Annotated in this window: 22 protein-coding genes; 13 read left to right on the plus strand and 9 right to left on the minus strand. The window is 34.7% G+C overall.

Annotated features, from left to right (window positions below; all coding sequences use genetic code 11):
• Positions 1–15 precede the first annotated feature (15 nt).
• The 7 genes from ACMCNP_RS04300 to ACMCNP_RS04330 all read left to right on the plus strand — a co-directional run bounded on the left by ACMCNP_RS04300 (position 16) and on the right by ACMCNP_RS04330 (position 4,548).
• Positions 16–342, plus strand: a complete 327-nt coding sequence (locus ACMCNP_RS04300) for a 4Fe-4S dicluster domain-containing protein (protein ID WP_419314277.1) — start codon at positions 16–18, stop codon at positions 340–342.
• A gap of 36 nt (positions 343–378) precedes the next feature.
• Entirely contained in the window at positions 379–1,515 is a 1,137-nt protein-coding gene (locus ACMCNP_RS04305) for a 2-oxoacid:acceptor oxidoreductase subunit alpha (protein WP_419314280.1), read from the plus strand.
• Positions 1,516–1,547: 32 nt separating this feature from the next.
• Entirely contained in the window at positions 1,548–2,375 is an 828-nt protein-coding gene (locus ACMCNP_RS04310) for a 2-oxoacid:ferredoxin oxidoreductase subunit beta (protein ID WP_419314281.1), read from the plus strand.
• A 32-nt stretch (positions 2,376–2,407) separates the two neighbouring features.
• A complete protein-coding gene (locus ACMCNP_RS04315; protein WP_419314284.1) occupies positions 2,408–2,962 on the plus strand; it encodes a 2-oxoacid:acceptor oxidoreductase family protein in 555 nt (184 codons plus the stop codon).
• 40 nt (positions 2,963–3,002) lie between these two features.
• On the plus strand, positions 3,003–3,416 hold the full coding sequence (gene ndk, locus ACMCNP_RS04320) for a nucleoside-diphosphate kinase (protein ID WP_419314393.1): 414 nt from the start codon (positions 3,003–3,005) through the stop codon (positions 3,414–3,416).
• 8 nt (positions 3,417–3,424) lie between these two features.
• The gene (gene nth, locus ACMCNP_RS04325; protein ID WP_419314287.1) at positions 3,425–4,069 is read left to right on the plus strand and encodes an endonuclease III; all 645 of its coding nucleotides are present in this window, start codon (positions 3,425–3,427) and stop codon (positions 4,067–4,069) included.
• Positions 4,070–4,191: 122 nt separating this feature from the next.
• A complete protein-coding gene (locus ACMCNP_RS04330; protein ID WP_419314395.1) occupies positions 4,192–4,548 on the plus strand; it encodes a cbb3-type cytochrome c oxidase subunit I in 357 nt (118 codons plus the stop codon).
• Between the two features lies 1 nt (position 4,549).
• Here the strand turns inward: ACMCNP_RS04330 and ACMCNP_RS04335 are convergent, their stop codons facing one another.
• Positions 4,550–5,182, minus strand: a complete 633-nt coding sequence (locus tag ACMCNP_RS04335; RefSeq protein ID WP_419314290.1) for a 7-carboxy-7-deazaguanine synthase QueE — start codon at positions 5,180–5,182, stop codon at positions 4,550–4,552.
• Between the two features lie 71 nt (positions 5,183–5,253).
• Here ACMCNP_RS04335 and ACMCNP_RS04340 point away from each other — a divergent pair, with 71 nt between their 5' ends.
• Positions 5,254–5,607 (plus strand): Sec-independent protein translocase subunit TatA/TatB, encoded by a 354-nt coding sequence (locus ACMCNP_RS04340; RefSeq protein WP_419314292.1) that lies wholly within the window; start codon positions 5,254–5,256, stop codon positions 5,605–5,607.
• Between the two features lie 13 nt (positions 5,608–5,620).
• Here ACMCNP_RS04340 and gyrB read toward each other — a convergent pair whose 3' ends face one another.
• From gyrB to dnaA, 3 genes are all read right to left on the minus strand, one after another.
• Positions 5,621–8,071 carry a DNA topoisomerase (ATP-hydrolyzing) subunit B gene (gyrB, locus tag ACMCNP_RS04345; protein WP_419314295.1) on the minus strand — a complete coding sequence of 817 codons (2,451 nt, stop codon included), beginning with the start codon at positions 8,069–8,071 and terminating at the stop codon, positions 5,621–5,623.
• A 25-nt stretch (positions 8,072–8,096) separates the two neighbouring features.
• Positions 8,097–9,314: a DNA polymerase III subunit beta gene (gene dnaN / locus ACMCNP_RS04350; protein WP_419314298.1), complete on the minus strand. Its 1,218-nt coding sequence runs from the start codon at positions 9,312–9,314 to the stop codon at positions 8,097–8,099.
• 198 nt (positions 9,315–9,512) lie between these two features.
• Positions 9,513–10,895, minus strand: a complete 1,383-nt coding sequence (gene dnaA, locus ACMCNP_RS04355; protein ID WP_419314300.1) for a chromosomal replication initiator protein DnaA — start codon at positions 10,893–10,895, stop codon at positions 9,513–9,515.
• 350 nt (positions 10,896–11,245) lie between these two features.
• Between dnaA and rpmH the strand changes: the two genes are divergently transcribed.
• From rpmH to mnmE, 5 genes are read left to right on the plus strand one after another with little or no spacing between them, the layout of a single operon-like run.
• On the plus strand, positions 11,246–11,395 hold the full coding sequence (gene rpmH, locus ACMCNP_RS04360; protein ID WP_419314303.1) for a 50S ribosomal protein L34: 150 nt from the start codon (positions 11,246–11,248) through the stop codon (positions 11,393–11,395).
• Between the two features lie 52 nt (positions 11,396–11,447).
• Positions 11,448–11,783 carry a ribonuclease P protein component gene (gene rnpA / locus ACMCNP_RS04365; RefSeq protein ID WP_419314305.1) on the plus strand — a complete coding sequence of 112 codons (336 nt, stop codon included), beginning with the start codon at positions 11,448–11,450 and terminating at the stop codon, positions 11,781–11,783.
• 1 nt (position 11,784) lies between these two features.
• Positions 11,785–12,009: a membrane protein insertion efficiency factor YidD gene (gene yidD / locus ACMCNP_RS04370; protein ID WP_419314307.1), complete on the plus strand. Its 225-nt coding sequence runs from the start codon at positions 11,785–11,787 to the stop codon at positions 12,007–12,009.
• Positions 12,010–12,048: 39 nt separating this feature from the next.
• Positions 12,049–13,614, plus strand: coding sequence for a membrane protein insertase YidC (gene yidC, locus ACMCNP_RS04375; protein WP_419314310.1), 1,566 nt, complete (start codon positions 12,049–12,051; stop codon positions 13,612–13,614).
• Between the two features lie 13 nt (positions 13,615–13,627).
• A complete protein-coding gene (gene mnmE, locus ACMCNP_RS04380) occupies positions 13,628–15,055 on the plus strand; it encodes a tRNA uridine-5-carboxymethylaminomethyl(34) synthesis GTPase MnmE (protein ID WP_419314312.1) in 1,428 nt (475 codons plus the stop codon).
• A gap of 27 nt (positions 15,056–15,082) precedes the next feature.
• On the opposite strand, the gene ACMCNP_RS04385 is transcribed toward mnmE, so the two are convergent.
• The 5 genes from ACMCNP_RS04385 to ACMCNP_RS04405 all read right to left on the minus strand — a co-directional run bounded on the left by ACMCNP_RS04385 (position 15,083) and on the right by ACMCNP_RS04405 (position 20,846).
• Positions 15,083–16,240, minus strand: a complete 1,158-nt coding sequence (locus ACMCNP_RS04385; RefSeq protein ID WP_419314314.1) for a phospholipase C — start codon at positions 16,238–16,240, stop codon at positions 15,083–15,085.
• 19 nt (positions 16,241–16,259) lie between these two features.
• A complete protein-coding gene (locus ACMCNP_RS04390; RefSeq protein WP_419314316.1) occupies positions 16,260–16,664 on the minus strand; it encodes an ExbD/TolR family protein in 405 nt (134 codons plus the stop codon).
• A gap of 61 nt (positions 16,665–16,725) precedes the next feature.
• Positions 16,726–17,448, minus strand: a complete 723-nt coding sequence (locus tag ACMCNP_RS04395; RefSeq protein ID WP_419314319.1) for a MotA/TolQ/ExbB proton channel family protein — start codon at positions 17,446–17,448, stop codon at positions 16,726–16,728.
• A gap of 65 nt (positions 17,449–17,513) precedes the next feature.
• Entirely contained in the window at positions 17,514–18,206 is a 693-nt protein-coding gene (locus ACMCNP_RS04400; protein WP_419314322.1) for an energy transducer TonB, read from the minus strand.
• Between the two features lie 162 nt (positions 18,207–18,368).
• The gene (locus ACMCNP_RS04405) at positions 18,369–20,846 is read right to left on the minus strand and encodes a TonB-dependent receptor (protein WP_419314325.1); all 2,478 of its coding nucleotides are present in this window, start codon (positions 20,844–20,846) and stop codon (positions 18,369–18,371) included.
• Positions 20,847–21,255 lie beyond the last annotated feature (409 nt).

Consider the following 21,255-nt stretch of genomic DNA (forward strand, 5'->3'; position numbering starts at 1 on the left):
TCGTAGGAGGCTAACGTGCCCGAAAAAAACAATAAAAATCTAAACGACGACGCGGCTATCGTTGCACCTGTAAATTTTAACGCATGTGACGGTGGAGAGATCGAAATCAAAACAAATAACGGACTTACAATGAAGAAGACTTCTGGAAAAGGGAAAAGGGGCGATACCACGATTAATATAATCGTCAACTATTGCAAGGGATGTGAACTTTGCGTAGCGTTTTGTCCCGAGCATATTCTTGAGATGGACAAAGAGATAGTCAAGGTCATTGATATATCTAAATGTACCAAATGCAATATGTGCGAATATTTATGTCCCGATTTTTCGATTAGCGTAGAATAGCATAATAACGGTTAATAACGGGGGAATAATACAATAATGGCTAAAAATATAAAATTGATGCAGGGAAATGAAGCAATTGCCGAGGGAGCTATTATAGCGGGATGCAATTTTTTTGCGGGCTATCCTATAACTCCGTCTTCCGAGATAGCGGAGCTTTTATCAAGTAAACTTCCAAAGACCGGCGGTGTGTTTCTTCAGATGGAAGATGAAATTTCCGCTTTGGGAGCGGTACTTGGCGCTGCATTAGGCGGAGCTAAAGCAATTACCGCATCTTCCGGTCCGGGTATTTCTTTAAAGCAGGAACATATAGGCTATGCATCAATGAGTGAGATTCCATGCGTTATTGTAAACGTTATGAGAGGCGGACCGTCTACTGGTTTACCAACGCTTCCCGCGCAGAGCGATATTATGCAGGCAAAATGGGGAACGCACGGAGACCACGCAATCATAGCAATTGTACCTTCAAGCGTTAACGAATCTCTTTATGAAACCATAAGGGCATTTAATTTATCTATAAAATATAGAACACCGGTTCTCATCCTAACCGATGAAATAATCGGACATATGAGGGAAAAGGTTGTAGTTCCCGATAAAAGCGATGTTGATATAATAGACGTCAAATTACCGGATGTGCCTCCTGAAGAGTATAATCCATACAACTACACAAGCGGTGCAATAACGCCGTTAGCCCCCATGGGTGAAGGATACCGCTATCACGTTACAGGGCTTATTCACGGCGAAACCGGTTTCCCTTCTCAAAAAACAGAGGTTATTAAAAACGCGCAGAACTGGCTTATAGATAAAATTTATAAAAATATTGAAGGCATAGAAAAATTTGATGAATTTCAAACCGAGGATGCAGACATACTTGTAGTTGCTTACGGCTCTACTTCACGTTCAGCGAGGCAGGCCGTTATGATGGCGAGAACCGCCGGCATAAAAGCAGGCATGTTCAGACCTATAACAATATGGCCATTTCCGGAAAAACAAATTTCAGATCTCTCAAAAAGAATTAAAAAGATTTTGGTTCCGGAAATGAATATGGGACAGATAATTTTAGAGGTTCAAAGAAATGCTTGCGGGAGTCAGGTTTACGGTTTAAACGTAGTTACCGGCGAACCGATTACTCCCGACCAAATTTACGCAAAGATAAAAGAGATAGCGGAATCGTAATTAATCTTACTTATATATGCAGGAGATTTAAAATGATAAAAACAAAATTCGATTATGATAAATATTTGCGAAAAAATACGCTGCCGCATATATGGTGCCCCGGTTGCGGAGACGGAATCATTCTCAAGGCTCTTTTAAGGGCTATTGATAAATGCGAATATCCCAAGGATGACGTCGTAATAGCATCCGGTATCGGCTGTGCCTCAAGGCTTCCCGGTTATGTCGATTTCAACACGATTCATACTACGCACGGAAGGGCATTAACGTTTGCAACTGGAATTAAAATGTTCAAGCCAAGGCTTAAGGTTATTGCGATATCAGGCGATGGCGATGCCCTGGCGATAGGCGGAAACCATTTTATACACGCCGCAAGAAGAAATATAGATCTAACTATGATTATTTTTAATAATTACACATATGGAATGACCGGCGGGCAGTATTCTCCGACACAGCCGCTCGGTACCTATTCTACGACAACATCTTTCGGAAGTTTCGAACAGCCTTTTGATGCCTGCAATTTGGCTCAAGCGGCAGGGGCGACATGGGTAGGCAGATCAACTTCCTATCATGCTGTTCAGCTTGAAAAGTTTATGGTTAGCGCGCTTAAACATACCGGTTTTTCAGTCTTAGAAGTTATTACGAACTGTCATATTTCCTTCGGAAGAAGAAATAAAATGAAATCTCCAGTCGAAATGGTCAAATATCAAAAAGAAAAGGCTATTCCCATCCGTTCTGCCGAAAATATGTCCGATGAGGAATTAGTCGGAAGATTCAAAACCGGAATTTTTCTTGAAGACACCGATAAGCCGGAATTTTCAAGCGAGTATCGTAAAATGGCTGAAACGTTAAAAACAAAATAGTAAAATTTATAATTTAAAAGAGGGCACCGAATATGAACGACAGGATTGAATTCAGGTTTTCCGGATCGGGTGGTCAGGGTTTAATATTGGCCGGAATTATATTGGCGGATGCTGCCGCAATTTATGAAGGTAAGAATGCAGTTCAAACTCAGTCTTACGGACCCGAGGCAAGAGGCGGTTCCAGCAAATCCGAAGTGATCGTATCCGATAGCCCTATCGAATACCCTAAGGCGACAAAAGTAGATTATATGGTTGCTCTGACGCAAGAATCCTTTGATAAATATATAGATGACGTTAAAGAAACGGGCATAGTTATTGCCGATAAAGAGCTTGTAACGGATTTTTCAAAGGCAAGAGGTGAGCTTTACGTGATAGATATGGTAAAATCGGCGAGGGAAGAACTCGGAAGGGTTCTTGGATTAAACATTATAGCCCTTGGCGTACTTGTCGAGATATCAGAAATAGTTTCTCACGAGTCTATTGAAAATGCACTTATAAAAAGAGTTCCAAGTGGATTTGAAGATTACAATAAAAAAGCAATAGAGATAGGTTTTAAATTAGGAAAAGAGCTTAAAAATAATAATTAACAAGCAACTATAATAAATAAAAAGAGGTATTACTTAAATGATAGAACAAACACTTTCCATTATAAAACCGGATGGGGTTAAAAAAGGCTTAACCGGTAAAATCATATTGATGTTCGAGGAAAATGGATTTGAGATTAAGGCGATAAAAAAGGTTCAGCTTACCAAGAAAGAGGCAGAAGAATTTTATTACGTTCATAAGGACAGACCGTTTTTTGACAGTTTAATCAGCTTCATGACTGAGGGCGCTATTGTTCCTATGGTATTGTCTGCCGAAAGTGCAATCTCAAAAAACAGAGAAATTATGGGTGCCACTAACCCAAAAGATGCAAAAGAAGGCACTATTAGGAAAATGTTTGCGGAAAGCATAGAAAGAAATATCGTTCATGGATCGGATTCTCCGGAATCCTCTAAGTCTGAAATCTCATTTTTCTTTAATATTCTTGAAATATTATAAATATTTAAATGCCTGCGACGGGATTTAAGAAACTGGATATAGAAGCAATAATAAGCCTATTTGAAGAACATTACGGCAATTTAACCCCGTTTTTAAACTTTAACAATGCTTTTCAGCTTTTAATCGCCGTTATTTTATCTGCCCAGTGTACAGATAAAAGGGTTAACGTAATAACTACGGATTTATTTAAACACTATGTTAAGCCTTCCGACCTTGCAAAAAGAAACCTTGAGGATTTTGAGAAAGAGATTAAAACCTGCGGAATGTTTCATAATAAGGCGAAAAACCTAATTGAAACATCAAAGATACTTGCGGATAAATTTAACAATGCTGTCCCGAGAGATTTTAACATTCTTATCGGTCTTCCAGGCATAGGAAGAAAATCCGCCAATGTCATACTCGGTACATATTTTAACGAAGAGAGAATGCCCGTGGATACGCATGTATTCAGGGTTGCAAACCGCATAGGGATTGCTCATGCAAAAACTGTCGAAAAAACGGAGGAGGCACTCACCGAAATAATTCCGAAAAATTTCTGGATGAAATTTCACATGTGGTTAATTAACCATGGAAGAATTTATTGTAAAGCCAAGAATCCAAATTGCCCTGAATGTTTTGTAAAAGATTACTGCGATTATTATGGTAATATGTGATAATAATCATAAAGATTATACTGTTGAGTTGATATAATAAAAGCACTATGAGTCCTATAATAAGATATTTTACCGTAGCTTCATTGATTTACCTGATTGTCGGGGCAGGTTTAGGTTTAATTATGGCGGTCTATCCGGCGTCTGTAAGTTATCTGCTTTTAGCACACGTCCATTTTCTTTTACTCGGTTTTATCGCCATGATGATTTACTCGGTCAGTTATCATGTTTTGCCGAGATTTAGCGGCTTTAAACTATATAGCGAACCCCTTATGACCGTTCAATTTTATCTTGCAAATATCGGCTTGATAGGCATGACGTTAACATGGATTTTTTTTAAAGACGATGTTCACGGGTTTTACCCTGTTTTGCTTCTCGGCATTTTTGCTTTTATGGAGTTTGCCGGCATTTGCGTTTTTGTTTTTAATCATATAATGACGTTATCCGGTAAGGGCGGTATGGCAGAGAATGAAATAATTTAATCTATTTTAGCCGTAAGATTTTATGTAGTTGTATTCCCAACCTGACGTTTAATCCGTCTTTTAATATTTTTAATGCCAGATCTCTTGAAGGAGTAATCCCTCCGACTGCAGAAAATATTATCTTTTTTGTTTTTAATTTATGGGTTGTTAGGAAATATTTTGCAAAATCATAGTCTTCCTCAGTTCCTATGACAAATTTTATCTCATCTGATTCATTGACGTAATTCAAATTTTCATCATTGAATTCTTCTGAAAAACCGCTAGAAGGGCATTTTATATCGACTATTTTAATAATCTTTTCGGGAACATTTCTTAAGCTTATCGTTCCGTTGGTTTCTAATAAAATCAAATATCCCGCTTTAATCAATTCATTAAAAAGGTCATATACTGATTCCTGAAGTAATGGTTCGCCCCCGGTGATTTCAACAAGCCCTTTCTCGTCGCCGATATTACATAAAATTTTTATAATACTGCTTATACTTAACTTTTTAGCATTTTTAACTGTTAAAGCCTCTTTCGTATCACAGTAAGAACATTTGAGATTACAGCCGGCAAGCCTTATAAACTTACACGAATAACCGGCAAAAGACGATTCGCCCTGAATGCTGTAAAAAATATTATTTATATATAACATAAATATAAATCAATTTGAATATTTTATAAAATTATTATATAATTAAGCGAAAAATAATATACGAGGTAAAAATGTTTGGCGTAGGAGCTCCTGAATTAATTATTATAGCGGTCATCGCATTATTAGTATTTGGACCCTCAAAACTTCCTGAAATAGGAAAAACTATAGGCAAAGGATTAAGAGAGTTCAAGAAGGCTTCGTCGGATCTTAAGGACCAGATTAATCCGTTAAACGATATTGAGGAACCAAAATCGGAACCAAAACCAAAAAGCATCACTAAAGGAAAAAACGTTTCCGTCAAAAAACCCGTAAGAAAAAAATCAACCGAAAAATTAAATGTTTCCGTCAAAAAAACGGCAAGAACTACTAAAAACAAAACCTCCAAAAAATCTAATTCTCACCCTACATCTCCTAAGTCTCTATGAGACGAAGGTAGATTTAAACATCTAAATTTACCACGTTAAGAGCGTTATCCTCTATAAATTTACGCCTCGGCTCTACTCTGTCTCCCATGAGGATATCAAACATACCGTCAGCCTCTACAATATCGTTTATATTAACCTTCCTTAACGTTCTAGTCTCTTCGTTCATGGTTGTCTGCCACAACTGATCAGGGTTCATTTCTCCAAGCCCTTTATACCTCTGAACAGACATATTTTGAGGAATTTTTGATTTAATAATATTATAAAATTCATTCATATTTTTTACCGTGTGTTTTTCGGATTCCGATACGATAATTACATTTAAGAAATCAAACAATTTTATCTCTTTATATAAATTATAAATAGTCCTATAGTTAATGGATTCTAAAAACCTCTTATTGACATAAGTGGGTTGATTAAAGTTATCGTATTTAATCGACGCCGTATAATAATCTTCAAAATCTGCATCCTTAGTAAGACTTATATCGTAATCTTTGCTTTTACAAAAAGCAATCAAGTTAGTTAATCTATCGGAATATTGATGATCCATCAGTATATCTTCCGAAGAAAAATCATTACTTACTAAATACTCTATTATTTTTTCATTTATATGTATTTTATTTAATTTATTAATTAAGTTTTTATAGTTTTTTATTTTATTTATGGCTTCTTTAACCCATTTCTTATCTAAAATATGCTCCGTTGAATCGGACTGCTTTCTGTAAACACTTAAGGAATTAAGGGACTCGCCTATAAGAAATTCATCTAATGTCTCGTCGTCCTTAAGATAAATTTCATTATTTCTCCTTTTGACTCTATAAAGAGGTGGTAATGCAATATATAAATAACCGTTTTCAATGACTTCTTTCATGTATCTGTAAAAAAATGTAAGGAGTAACGCTCTAATATGCGATCCATCAATATCGGCATCTGTCATGATTATTATCTTGTGATATCTAAGTTTTTCTAAATTAAAAAAACTTTCTTCTTTTTTGGAAGCACCGGATGTAATGCCCCCGCCAAGCGCCGTAATTAATATTTTTATTTCATCGGAATTTAACATTTTTTCCAGTCTGGCTTTTTCGACATTTAATATTTTACCCTTTAAAGGAAGTATAGCCTGATACTTTCTATCTCTTCCCTGTTTAGCGCTGCCGCCGGCAGAATCCCCTTCGACTATGTAAATTTCACACCGGGACGGGTCTTTTTCTTGACAGTCGGCTAATTTACCCGGTAATGAAGAAAAATCCAACAAGTTTTTTCTTCTTACAAGTTCTTTTGCTCTTCTTGCCGCATCTCTTGCCCTTGCGGCGTCTAATGCTTTCTCTATTATTACTTTTGAAATATGCGGATTTTCATCTAAAAATTCCGATAGCTTTTCATTAATTAAAGATTCAACGACGCCTTTAATGAAACTATTTCCAAGTTTAGTCTTAGTCTGTCCCTCAAACTGCGGACTCGGCATTTTAATACTAATAACTGCGATTAAGCCCTCTCTCGCATCGTCTCCCGAGATTTGAACAGGTTCGCTACGCTTACTTCCTCTATCCTTGAAATTGCCTATATTAGACACGTAATAGCTGTTTATGACCCTTGTCAGCGCAGACTTGAAACCCGCCAAGTGAGTTCCCCCTTCTTTCGTATTTATATTATTTACGTAAGAATATAGTGTTTCTGAATAACCGTCGTTATATTGAAGCGCAATATCCATTATAACGTCTTCCTTTTTAGCCGTTATAAAAATAGGTTCTTTTATGATGGTATTCTTATTCTGATTTATATATTCTACGAATGATTTAATGCCACCGTCATATTTAAAATCGTGCGATTTATTATTAATCTCATCTATAATATTTATATGTATACCGGCATTCAAAAAGGCGAGCTCCCTTAACTTGTTCGATAAAATGTCGAAATCGAAATTATTGGATTCCATAATTTCATCATCCGGTAAAAAAGAAATAGACGTTCCGCTTTTATTAGTTTTTTCGCATCGTTCAAGCTTATTAAGAGGGACACCTTTACTGTAACTTTGTCTATAAACATAACCATCCCTGTAAATCTCCATATCTAATTTTTTTGACAAGGCATTTACGACGGAAATACCTACCCCGTGAAGACCACCGGATACTTTATATGAATTCTTATCAAACTTACCGCCCGCATGTAAAACCGTAAGAACAACCTGTGCTGCCGAAACGCCTTGCTCTTTATGAATACCCGTGGGTATGCCTCTCCCGTCATCTTCTATGGTAATGCTACCATCAATATTTATAGTTATAAATATATTTTTACAATATCCAGCCAGTGCTTCATCAATACTATTATCCACAACTTCATAAACTAAATGGTGCAACCCTTCTATTCCGGTCGAACCTATATACATTCCCGGTAATTTTCTTACGGCTTCTAACCCTTCTAAAACTTGAATATCCGTACTTTTATATTCATTTTTTTCCTTGCTCATCAATTAACCCCTTATTTTAAATTTTTCAATATCTCATCGGCATAAATACGCCTATAGTATACATTATTTTATCATCATTATTTTCTACATGGGGTTCAATAACAAAAGGCGTATAGATAGTATTAAACCTGGTACTTACGCTATCTTCGGAGATATTCACAATGAAATCCATAATATATCTAGAATTTAATTTAATATTCATAGGCTCTCCTTTATAGTCGATTTCTATTTCATCACTTGCTTCTCCTATGTTGGTATTTACGGCTTTAACTAATAAATTATTTTCCGTAAAGCCTAATTCTATAGAATGACTCTTTTCCTCTGCAAGTAAAGATACCATCTTAATGGAATTATAAAATTTTTTAGTGTTTATTATTGAAGTCTTATATCCGTCTTTAGGGATAATAGTTTCATAATCCGGAAATTTTCCCTCTATCAGTCTTGATATGAATTTAGTATTTTTATTGGTTTCATCCGATTGTTTTTTAAATTCAAAAATGACGTTATTTAAATTTATCAAAATATTAACTACACCTTCTTTATCTAATTTTAAAATTTCGGTTAATATTTTTTTAGGAATTATAATTCCTGTTTTTAATAAATTATAGATACCGTCGTTTTTTTCACCCATATAATCGATTTTAAATTGAGTTAACGATAATCTATGTCCATCCGTAGCCACTAATCTTAAATAATCTTTTTCATTAGAATTAACTAAAACAAAATACACGCCGGTAAGGTTTCTTTTTGTATCCTCATTTAAGGCCGTAGAAAAGATAACGTTACTGATAAGTGTTTTTAGAATCTTCAAGTCTATATCGAAATTATCCTCCGACTTAAAATCTATAATAGTGGGATAATCGATAGCAGGAACTGTAGTTAATTTAAAGATGGTTTTTCTGTAATTAATCGTAACCATGCCGCTTTCGTTTTCTATAAAATCTATATATAAATTATCAGAAGTATTATCGGACGCGGTTATTTTGTTTTCAGGAAATTCTTTTATTATACTATAAATCTTTTTAGAATTAACCGTTATTTTTCCTTTAGATATAATTTCAGCGCTACAATATGTGATAATACTTATTTCTAAATCGGTAGCACTTATTTTTATAAAATTATTATCTATATTTTCAATCAGCAAATTAGAAACTATAGATAAAGATCCTTTTTTTTCTGAAGCTCCTTGAACGGTCGCAAGGCAATTCAAAAAAACCTTCTTCTTAATCTTAAAATTTAACATATTCGTTATCCCTATTATTATTATATTTTATTAATTTTAAAAACAGTAGTAGTAGTAATACGGTTTAAAATGTTTATAAGCATATAACGTATTAAGATAACTATCATATTCTTGTTGAAAAACATGTGTTATTTTTTCCTCTTATTTCCAAAAAACTGTTTAATTCTTTTCTTAAGAAAAGAATTAAACAGTTTTTAATCATTTTTTAACCAGTTTAATTATGTTATTTAATGTCCTTTCTAACTCTTCGTTATTTTTCAAATTTTTTTTAACTTTATTCACGGCATATATAATAGAAGAATGGTCTTTTCCACCAAATTTATCACCTATTTCGGGAAACGATAGTTCAGTATGATTTCTTATTAAATACATTGCTATTTGTCTCGGTTCCACAAATTCTTTTAATTTTTTATTTGATTTAATATCGGCAATTTTAATATTAAAATAATTACATACTAATTTTATAACATTTTCAGCAGTTATAATTTTTTTATTTTCTCTTAATAAATTTGAAGTTGCTTCCATTGCGAGATCGACGGTTATAGGTTTTCCTGCAAAAGATGAATATGCCGATACTCTAATCATTGCCCCTTCTAACTCTCTTATATTAGAATTAATTTTATTAGCCAAAAGACTTAAAACATCATCCGGAAAATCAATATTATCAAGAAAAGCTTTTTTTTTAAGAATGGCAACCCTAGTTTCAAAATCGGGAGGTTGAATATCGGCAATTAATCCCCATTCAAATCGCGATCTTATCCGCTCTTCAAGGCTAACTATATCTTTAGGAATCTTATCGCTTGATACTACAATCTGCTTTTGATTTTCATATAATGTATTAAAAGTATAAAAAAATTCTTCCTGAGTCCTTTCTTTTCCGGCAATAAATTGTATATCGTCAATTAATAATATATCGACATTTCTATACTTATTCCTAAATTCAATCATTCTGTCGTCCCTTATGGATGTAATCATTTCATTCGTAAATTTTTCCGATGAAACAAGGCATATATTTAATTTTTTTTCCTTAATTACTTTATTTGCAATAGCATTAAGCAGATGTGTTTTACCGAGTCCAACGTCGCTATAAATAAACATAGGGTTATATGTTTGACCGGGAAGGTTGGCAACGGCAAAACTTGCGGCATGAGCAAACTGATTTCCGGAACCTATAATAAAATTTTCAAAGGTATATCTGGAATTTAAGCTTACATAATTTTTTTTGAATATTTTCTTATTTTCGGTATTTTTTACGGCATTGATTTTTTTATTGAATATATTATAATTATCGCTTATACTTGGAACGTTAATTTTATTATCGTCGACATTAATGTTGACGATACCTGTATCGTTAATATTATATATAAAATTTAAATCTTCTTCATTGTCTAATTTTTTCCAGATGCTTAATATGATTTCCCTATAAGATTCATTAATTATATCTTTAAAAAATTTATTAGGGACATAAAATGTAATGGTATTGTTTTCTAAATATATGTTAGTAGGAATAAACCATATATTAAAATTACTCACGCCTATTTCTTTTTTTAATTCTTCGAGTAACGGTTCGACTTTATTCATAAAATAAGTTAGGAGTACCGAAAATTTATTTGTAATACGTTTAAATGCTATTTATTAAGAATAGAAGTAATAAAATTAAACATAGTTATTAACAACTGTTGGTAACTCAAATAATATAATGATTTTAATAAGTTAAATCTAATAATTTTAAATTATTTTAATGTAATTTTAAATTATTCGATTTAAAGACTATTTAAATTTATCAAATTTTAAAATATATTTCAATTAATTTTTTATAATAACATAAGTCGAGAGCTAAATGTAAAAATAAAAAAGGCTTGACATCATCATTGTTATTTGCTTAAATTGAAATTTAATTGTAATTTTAAAATTTAGTTTGGAGCAAGAATATGAAGCGTACATATCAACCGAGCAAATTAAAAAGAAAAAGAACTCACGGTTTTTTAAGTCGCATGAGTACTAAAAATGGCAGATTAATATTGTCAAGACGCAGAAGAAAAGGGCGTAAGATATTGGTTCCAGTTATAAGCTCTAAATAATTTGCCATATAACTAAACGTAAATCGTTTATTTGTCGCTCGGTTACATTTTAATGGTTATTTCATCTACTACAGGATTTACATTAAAAGAAAACATTAAATTAAAAGATAAAAAGCGTATTAACTATATATTTAATAACGGAAGTAAAAAAATTCAAAAGGTTTCTATTGTTTTTTATGTAGATGCTCAAAGGTTTAGATTCTTGATATCCTTTAAAAGAAAGCTTTTTAATGCGGTAAAACGAAATAGCCTAAAAAGGCGGATTAAAGAATTCATAAGGTTGAATCAATACTGCCTTAAAAAAATAGACTGCACAATCCTGATTATAAGACTCCCTTCTTCCAGTAGTCAGTTGTTTAGAGAATTAGGGTTTTTATTAAATCGATAAAATGAAAGTTTTAAATAAGGTATTTATAGGCATGATAGGTTTTTACAGGAGATTTTTATCTCCCGCGTTACCGCAAAGTTGTAGGTTTTATCCAACCTGCTCCGAATATGCGATTGAATGTTTTAAATCTTTTGGCTTTTTTAGAGCACTGTATCTTTCTGTATATAGGGTTATAAGATGTAATCCTCTTTTTAAATGTGGTCATGACCCTGTCCCAAAATACTAAAATTGAAGTACTGATATTAATATTTAAATCGGAGATTTTTTGGAAAAAAGAGTTATAATTGCCGCTATTTTATCCGTTATTTTAATATTGGGGTGGGGTTATTTTATGCCACATACCAAGCATGCCGGTGTTGCGGTTAAAAAAACAGAGCATGTACGTAATATATTGAGTTCCGCCTCAACGGTAGGCGCGCATAAAGGCTCGACAGTTATGAAACACACCGCATCAGAGCCTGAAGAACATATTGTCGTATCAAAGTCCATTCAGTCCGTTAAAAACGTATTTTACAAAGGAAGAAAAATTTACGTTTCATTTAATGTGCCGGATGGGGCGGTATCTAAGATAAACCTCTTAAATTATTCATATACCGAGAAGAATTTTAAGGATAAAATTAATTTAGCCAATGCGAAACATATTAATCGGATTATCAATTTTGTTCCCCAAAATTCCAAATTGGCAATTAAGCTTATAAACGTAGAAAAGAAAAAGGATTCGGTTAAATTTATATATACGCTCGGCAGCAGTATGATACTGACAAAAGACTATACTTTTTTAAAGGGTAAGTATGTTTTAACTAACTCAGTGTCCATTAAAAATCTCACGAATAAACCTATAGAATTTAAAGGCCATTATATTCTTTCCGCTGCCTTAAAACCGGTTTTAAAAAAATCTAATCATATAAAATTTTCGCCGATCGTTTACATTAAAAACGGTTCCGTAACACCGGATATAACTCGAACGACCCATTATAGCGGAAATATATCTTTTGTGGGTTTTAATTCGAAATATTTTATGTTTTCGGCAATATCTCCGGGAAGCATCATTTCTGTTAAAAAAATAGGTCCAGCGGTCTCTTTTATAATTCCCAAAGAGATATTGGTGTCACCTAAGAAAACCGCATATATTTCCTTAAAAATTTACGGCGGACCAAAAAAATTATCCCTGCTTGATCCCCTGGGGCATCATCTTAGTTCTACTATCGGTTTCGGATTCTTCGGATTCTTTTCCATAATCTTATTGCATATACTTGAGTTTTTCTACGGTTTTGTTCACAATTACGGTTTTGCCATAATACTGATGGTTTTAGCTATAAGAATCGTATTCTACCCCCTTACATATATAGGCTTCAAATCAATGAAGCAGATGCATAAATTAACCCCTAAAATAAATGATCTGAGGGAGAAGTATAAGAATAACAAAACCGAATTAAATAAAAAAATCATGGAGATCTATAAAGAAAACAAGGTCAACCCCTTCGGCGGTTGCCTACCCATGATATTACAGATCCCGGTTTTTTACGGCTTATATACGACCTTATTAATAGCTATTCAGCTTAGAAACGCTCCGTTTATGTTATGGATAAATAATCTTGCCGTACAGGACCCTTACTATATTTTACCGATTATAATGGGTATAACTATGTTTATATCTCAAAAGATGAACCCGACCATGGGGGATCCTACTCAGGCTAAAATAATGTTGATTCTTCCTATAGCCTTTACATTTCTTTTTATTCATTTTCCGGCAGGACTTCTTTTGTACTGGACCGTCAACAATATATTAACTATAGCGCAGCAGTATAGTATTAATAGAAAATTTGCTTAGTTTTTGAGCGATTATGACCGTTAAATCTCCGTTTAATAGGGAAATAGACACGATTTGCGCGATATCTTCTCCGCCCGGCGAGGGCGCTATAAGTATTATAAGGGCTTCCGGTGTCAATTGCAGAACTATTTTAAAAAAGATTTTTTATCCATTTGACAAAAACTCTTCTCCGCTTAAACCGCGTTATTTTTATGCCGGCCGAACTTACGACCCGTTTATCGATTCCTTCATAGATGAAACCGCATGTGTTTATATAAAAGGTCCTCATTCTTATACCGGAGAGGACATGTTCGAGCTCTATCCGCATGGGGGCATATTTAATACGAGATACATACTAGAGGTTATACTTAAATTAGAAGCGAGGCTTGCTTATAACGGGGAATTTACCAAAAGAGCATATCTTAATAATAAGATAAATCTTATTGAGGCAGAAGCAATCTTGGAAATCATAAAAGCCGATTCGGTGAAGACGCTTCTAATTGCCAATAATGAATTAAACGGTCTTTTGGAAAAAAAGATAAGAAAGATTAGCGATGATTACATATATATTTTAGCCCTTATAGAGGCGCTGATAGATTTTCCAGATGAAGAGTTCAAAGATATAGACAACAGGTTCCTTAAGACAGCTGACAACCTTGCTTGTTCAATTAAAGAACTAATCGGGTCTTATGAAAATTATAATTTAAATCGACAGGGATTAAGTGTTGTTATAGCCGGAAAACCTAACGCAGGAAAATCCAGTCTCTTAAATGCATTGTTGAAAAAAAACAGGGCTATTGTTTCCGATATGCCGGGAACTACAAGGGATTATATTGAAGATAGTATATTTTTATTTAATAAACCAATAAAAGTCGTTGATACTGCTGGATTGCGTGAATCTTGCGATTCGATCGAAGCCGAGGGTATAAAGTTAACATACGGACAGATCGAAAAGGCAGATATAGTGGTTTATATTTGCGATGTACGGGATAATCCCGCAGATCTTAGTTCTAAGCATGAAATACTTAAGCATAAAAATGTAATTTTTGCTTTAAATAAAGTTGATTTGTTATCCCGGGACGATTTAACGATTAAGAAGGATGAATTTATACGCATGATTAGCAATAAATATACGTTAGAATCTCCGAAGACGGTTTTTATGAGTACAAAAAATAATGTTGGAATAGATTCATTAAAAGATATTCTTTATGATATAATTTTAAAAATAGAAAGTAGTGTCAAAGGCGATGTCGGTATTACGACCTTGAGGCAAAAAACCCTTTTAGAAAAATCCTACAGTTTATTGCAAGAAGGGATTACAGGATACAAGAATAAAAAACCGATAGAGCTTATATCAATAGATTTAAGAGAGGCTATCGGCTTTTTAGATGAAATGATCGGAGGCGTCACGAACGAAGATATACTCGACAGGCTATTTAAAGAGTTTTGTATTGGAAAATAACTTCGCTCGTTTTTTTACGCTTTATCGTTAAATAAAAGCATCCTCGAATCCATTTGAATATCTGTCTCTATCCGTTAAAGGGTCAATCCCCCAAAGATTTTCGACGTATTTGAGTATGGAAGTATGCTCATGCATGACATTTGAAACATAATTTTTTTTGACAAAAGGGGAAATGATTATACACCCTACACGTATTCCAAGTCCGTAATAATCTATGATGGGCGGTACTACATGGTCGTAAAAACCGCCGCCCTCGTCCCAGTTCAAAAATATAACCGACTTTGAAAACAGCGGACTTTTTCTTAGTGTCTCTATCCTTTTTACCGTGTAAGCCATCCCTGTTTTAACGTTTGCAGGGGGATGCTCCGAATGTTCATAACTAGGAATGAGCCAGCTAAATTGCGGGAGCGTTCCTTTTTTAACATCTTCGAAATACTCGTCGGCAGGTCTTATCTTAGACCACATATTTTTATCTTTTATAAATCTTTCAAACCATATAACCGGAACCCAATGGTGAACATATTTTTTAGGGTCAGGCCAACCCTCCACATATATTTTCCATGATATTTTTGCCTTCTCAAATCTATCAAAGATAGTAGGAAATTCATAAGGCTTTTTCGGCGTCGCATCTGTTATGTAACCGTTGGACTGACCGGCAATCTGATAAAGCCTGTTAGGCAGGGTAGGCGCCATAATGGAATGAAAATAGTTCTGACATAGCGTATACTTATTTGCGTAATAATAGTAGGAAGAAAGAGCCCTTTTCGTATTATAATAACCCATTATCACTTTGTAACTATTTACCGGTTGATTTATTCCATCTAAGAAATAGCCGTTCATTTTTCCTTTATTATAATCAGTGTGCAGCGCTTTCCATGAATGGTGAGGATCTACATTATTTGGAGTTACATACTGAAACCCGAGATCGTACGGTTTGACGCTCCCGCCCATACCGTCCGTAATACCGAGTTCCAAGAGTCTTTTTGACTGACCGTTTATGGTATTGTTCATCATGCCAAAATAATGGTCGAAACTCCTGTTTTCCTGCATTATTAAAACTACGTGTTCCGGTTTTTTAAACCTTGTATCGGCAACCGCATCATTCGCAATAAAATTACCAGATACCATGCCTCCCAACAAACCGGCCGCTGCAATTTTCATAAAATCTCTTCTTTTTATATCCATAATAATCCTCTTTTTATATTTATGTTGTAGGGTTGACGGCAATAGAAACCCTCAAAAATCCGTCTTTTTTTATTATATTTATTGTTTTTACGACGCGTTTCAGATAAATCCCCTCATCGCCGTTTATAACAATAAGATCTTTCTTATTTACAACCCGTTGCTTCAATAGAGCAGGAAGACCTTTAAAATTTGTTTTTTCTTTATTAAGGAAAATAGAGCCGTTTTTCTTCAGCGTTACTACGAAATTATGCATTTTTATTGCAGAACCCTGAGAAGACTTTGGAAGATGAACGTTTAGCCCCTTCTGATGAACCATGGAAAGAGTTACAAATATAAAAAATACCAGAAGAAAAAACATGATATCTATCATAGGCACTAATTCTATCCTTGCTTTTTTGATTTCCTGTCCCTGAGTAAGTTTCATATAATATAGCTTTGACCCCTCCGAATTATAATAATATTTAATTTAAAATCTTATTCAAGATTTAAGCCGGTTCTTTTACCGCGGTAAGAGTGCTATTGCCCTTACTTTCAAATAATGCCTTTTTTTTGCTCAAGTCAAAACCCTTCTTGTCATTTAAATCATTTCTTTTCACAAAGTTTTCGAATTGCAGGACTACAAATTCCATCTGTTTTTTTATTGATATAATTTTATTTTGGAAGTAATTGAAAAACCCCAAGCAAAGTATAGCTATTACAAGACCTGCCGCCGTATTCAAAAGAGCTAATGCGACTCCGCCGGTGATGGCCGTCGGGTTTGATGATACTCCACCTGCTTGACCTATTACGTTAAAAGATAACATGATCCCTATTATCGTTCCGAGAAGCCCTAAGAGTGGAGCCATCGTGATTAATGTATCCAAAACCCACATATATCTTTCCATTTCCCTCGTATGTTTCATTGCTTCTTCCATTAAATCCCCGTCTCTTTCCTCTTTCGTTAAGCAAATATTATCAAAGCCAACCGAGATAAGAGATGAAAAAATCCCCGGGTGTTCATCGCAATATTTCTTTGCTTTTGCAAGCCCGTTATCGCTTTTTAGGATGTCTTTAATCTCCTCGGAAAAAGACGAGCCGGTTTTAATGACGCTATGAAGAAAATAAAATCTTTCGACGATAACGGCAATAGCGATAAGCAACAGTACAAGCATGGCATACATAAGCGGTCCTCCTTCGATCAACACACCTAAAACCTTAACCGCATTCATTATTAGACCTCCTGTAATTTGAAATTTATTTTAATGTTTAAGTGAATAACTTTTTCGTATGTATGTTAATGATCTAATCTAAAGTGTATTTTTATTAAAAAAGTTAATGAATTTCTCGGTATGCCTTTTGGGAATGGCATGAATGGAGCTGATATTTTTATGGTTTCAATAGCTGATTTGTTTAAAATATTATACTGCGACGTTTTATTAATCTTTTCGAACACTAAATCCCCGTTTTTTAAAATTCTAAATAACATGGTCACATATCCCTCCATGCCTTCTTTTTTTGCAATCGTGGGATAGACTAAATTGCTTACTATTTTTGACTTTATCTCGCCAAAATATTTGTCTAATACGCTTATGGGTATTTTTTGACGTACATGGCTGACAATAGGCACGTATCGAACGATTGGGGCAATAGGGACCGCCGGCGTAGGCATGGGAATAGAAACATGATTTACCTTAAACGGAGCCGGTTTAGCCGATTTTTTAATCGAAACTTTTTTAACGATCCTCTTTAACTTTTTAACCGGGACTACCTTTTTTTTAGGCGGAATAATGACTTTCTTCTTGTGTGGAATACTGACTACGGAGATTAACATCGGTTTTGCTTTTTTTATAGGCTTTATGAAATTCCTTGCAATAACGGAAATTTCGGCAATGAGAAGCAAAAACATTATTTCTAATATTAAAGCAATTACGAATGAATATTTTAACCTTGTGTTTTTATCCGGATAATTTTTTATAATATTTTCCATGACGCAATGCCGTATCTACCTATTTAAGATTTATTAATACTTTTTATTATAGCAAATGAATGTTACGGTAATATTACGTTTATATTAAATTTTTGTTACGATAAATCCTCCCGTCCCAATGTTAATTTAAAGCAGGGACGGGAGGATTTAAACGTTAAGATGTTAAAACTTGAATGTTATTGTTGCATAAAACGCTATCGGCATTCCCGGATAGGCTAAGACTGCACTCGTAGTGTATTTCCTATGATATGAACGCTTGGTTATGTATTCATATTTATTATATTGGTGGTTTAATAAGTTTAAAACCGTAAGCTTGATAATCGCTTCTTTTGGTAATCCGGCTTCCTTATTATTGAACGGAATTTTAGCGCTTATTGAAGCTTTTAAAACATTAAAGCTTGGGATTGTTTGACTTGACGGCACCTTAGTAATGTCATCCATAATATACTGTTTGCCCGTATATATATCCCATATCTTGGAAGAATAAGTGATATTGCCGATCAAAAGTCTATAATAAGCGCCTGCATCAAATGTTTCTTCTGGAACATACGGAACATTGAGTCCGTTATAGTTGACCTTACCCGTAACATAACTTTCATACACCGCTTTTTCATAGCTCATATTCGTAAAGAGATGAAGATTGTTTATGGGATCATCCTCAGCGTATAAATTTACGCCGTTATAATTGGAACTCCCCGAGGCATAAAACGATGTCCCGTCGGATAAAGTATAAGACAGCAGTATATTCGAAAAATGCTCATGATAATAGTTTACATTCAAGACGAAATCATTTAATAAAGCATCGTGATGAACTAAAACCTTAAACCCTGCCGTATAGTATTGATTCTTTTCAGGCTCTAAAGCCTTGGCGCCTATTTGTTGAAATGGGCCGCCGCCACCACCTAAATGCGGGTTTTGATATGCGTCCGAGTAATTTCCATAGACGGAAACATCTTTGATAAGCTTATAATTAACCCCTATAGAAGGTTCTAGTTTTTCAAAATATGTCGATGCGTTCGGCGCCTGATTCACGGAATGCCCCGGAATGGTAGAGTCGTTACCCGCCGGATTCACTAAAACCGCTTTAGGATAATATTCTGCCGCATTATTAATATAGTTTGTTCTAAAGGTGACGAAGTTTAATCCAGGGGTTATTCTCAACCTTTTAAAAAAATGGAGCGTATCTTGAATAAATGCAGAACCGAATGTCTGGTAAAAGTCGCTATATCTGTAAATACACGGATTGGACCTCGTCGTAACTTCATTCGTTACGCTCTTATTACTGCAAAATCCGCCAAAGGGGTCCGAGAATGCATTTCTTGATATATAATGGTTCTTCAGGAACCATCCGCCGAATTTAATTAAGTTATGAGGAGCATTTATGTCAAAATATGTCTTATCGCCGTAAACCTTATCCTGTGGATCGTTGTATTCAAATATCTTTTTAGCCTCTTCCAATTTCCCGATTTCCAATGAAGTATTGTTATAATTCATATAATGCAACCGTTCTCCCTCTCTATACCACACTAAGTTGTGAAGCGAAACGAGCTTGGAAACCTTAAGGTTAATCGGTGCATAAATTAGATACATATGGTTTTTGGCAAGTTTGTTCCAAACGTCAAAAGGTAAGGAACTATAATAACCCGTAGTTTTCTGGGAAAAATATTGCCCCGGAATGCTTTTCCCGGTTTGCAGGTTATAGCCGTTAACGGTAAGGCCGGTATTTCCATTGCCGGCATATACGGGATTTACCGGTATAAGAGTCGGTTTATAACCTTGCGAACGAGCGATATAAGCGCCTAAGCCGATATTTCCGTTTTGAAATGTCTTAACGATTTTTCCGTAATATGCATAGTTTGTACTTGGATTATAAAAACCGAAGCCGGTCATATAGCTGTTAGAACTTGTTATGCCTCCCGCAAGGACTGCGGAATAACCATTGATTACCCCTGTTTTTATATCGAAATTAACATGTTTAACATTAAAACTGCCGAAGGTAAAACTTAAAGAGCCTTTCGGCTTAACAGAAGGTTGTAACGGAATAAAATTTAATGTTCCGCCAAGCGCGTTATACCCTCTATTTACTGGATTTCCCGGTCCGTAAGTAACATTAACACCTGAAATCAACGACTTCTCCGGCATTAATGCAGTTGACCATAAACCTGAACCCGGGTTTCCCATAGGAACGCCGTCGAAGGTTACGGCATCACTTCCGTTGTCAGTCTCTCCCTTTAAGCCCCCCCATCCTTGTTGAATTCCGTTGATGCTGAAACTTCCCCTTGTGGATCCCGTCGGTCCGTAGGTTTCACTTCTTACCCCTGGTATTATAGACAAGATTTGCGTTGCTCCGCCTACGGGTCCAGCGGTCTCAATCTCGTCTTTATTAACTACCAATTCAGACTGAGTGGATTTAAAAATCTTTTCCTTGGTAAATTTTATATCCGTCTTCTTTAGCTCTGCTTTTTCGTACGACAGCAAGCTTGAAATTGCGGATGCTTCCCCTAAGTTAATAGGGCTATTTGAAGCGGCTGCGTAAGAAGGTCTGATGCCGATAAACATCGTCGACACCGATAATGCAAAAATCAAAAATGCGATAAAACTTCGAACAAAAAAGTGATTAAATTGGGGCTTTGGTTCCATTCCTTCCTCCTAATTTTTAAAGTTTTAATCATGAAATTTTTACTGCCTGTGTAATTTTAGCAAACTAATATGACAGTTTAATGACGTTTATGTTAAGTTTTATTACATTTCGTTACAGTTTCGTGGTATTAAAGTTTATTGGTAAAAATAAAAGAATATTAGTGGGTTTAATGGTGAGACACATAAAGGATATCTCTTATAAAGGAAAGTGGTAAAATCTTCAGATTAAAAAGCCGTAGGCCAATCTTATGGCTTACGGCTTTTTATAATCCTGTTTAAAACTTCATGCTGGTGCTTATGAAGAACGTTCTGGGCGCACCGGGCCACGCTTGCAACATTGACCCCCCTTTGTAATAATCATAAGTATCTACTCCTCCGCCTGTGTCGTAAACCTCCTGGGAGTTATATT

The sequence above is a fragment of the Candidatus Acidulodesulfobacterium sp. H_13 genome (assembly GCF_048541835.1).
In the GTDB taxonomy this organism is placed as follows: domain Bacteria; phylum SZUA-79; class SZUA-79; order Acidulodesulfobacterales; family Acidulodesulfobacteraceae; genus QIJE01.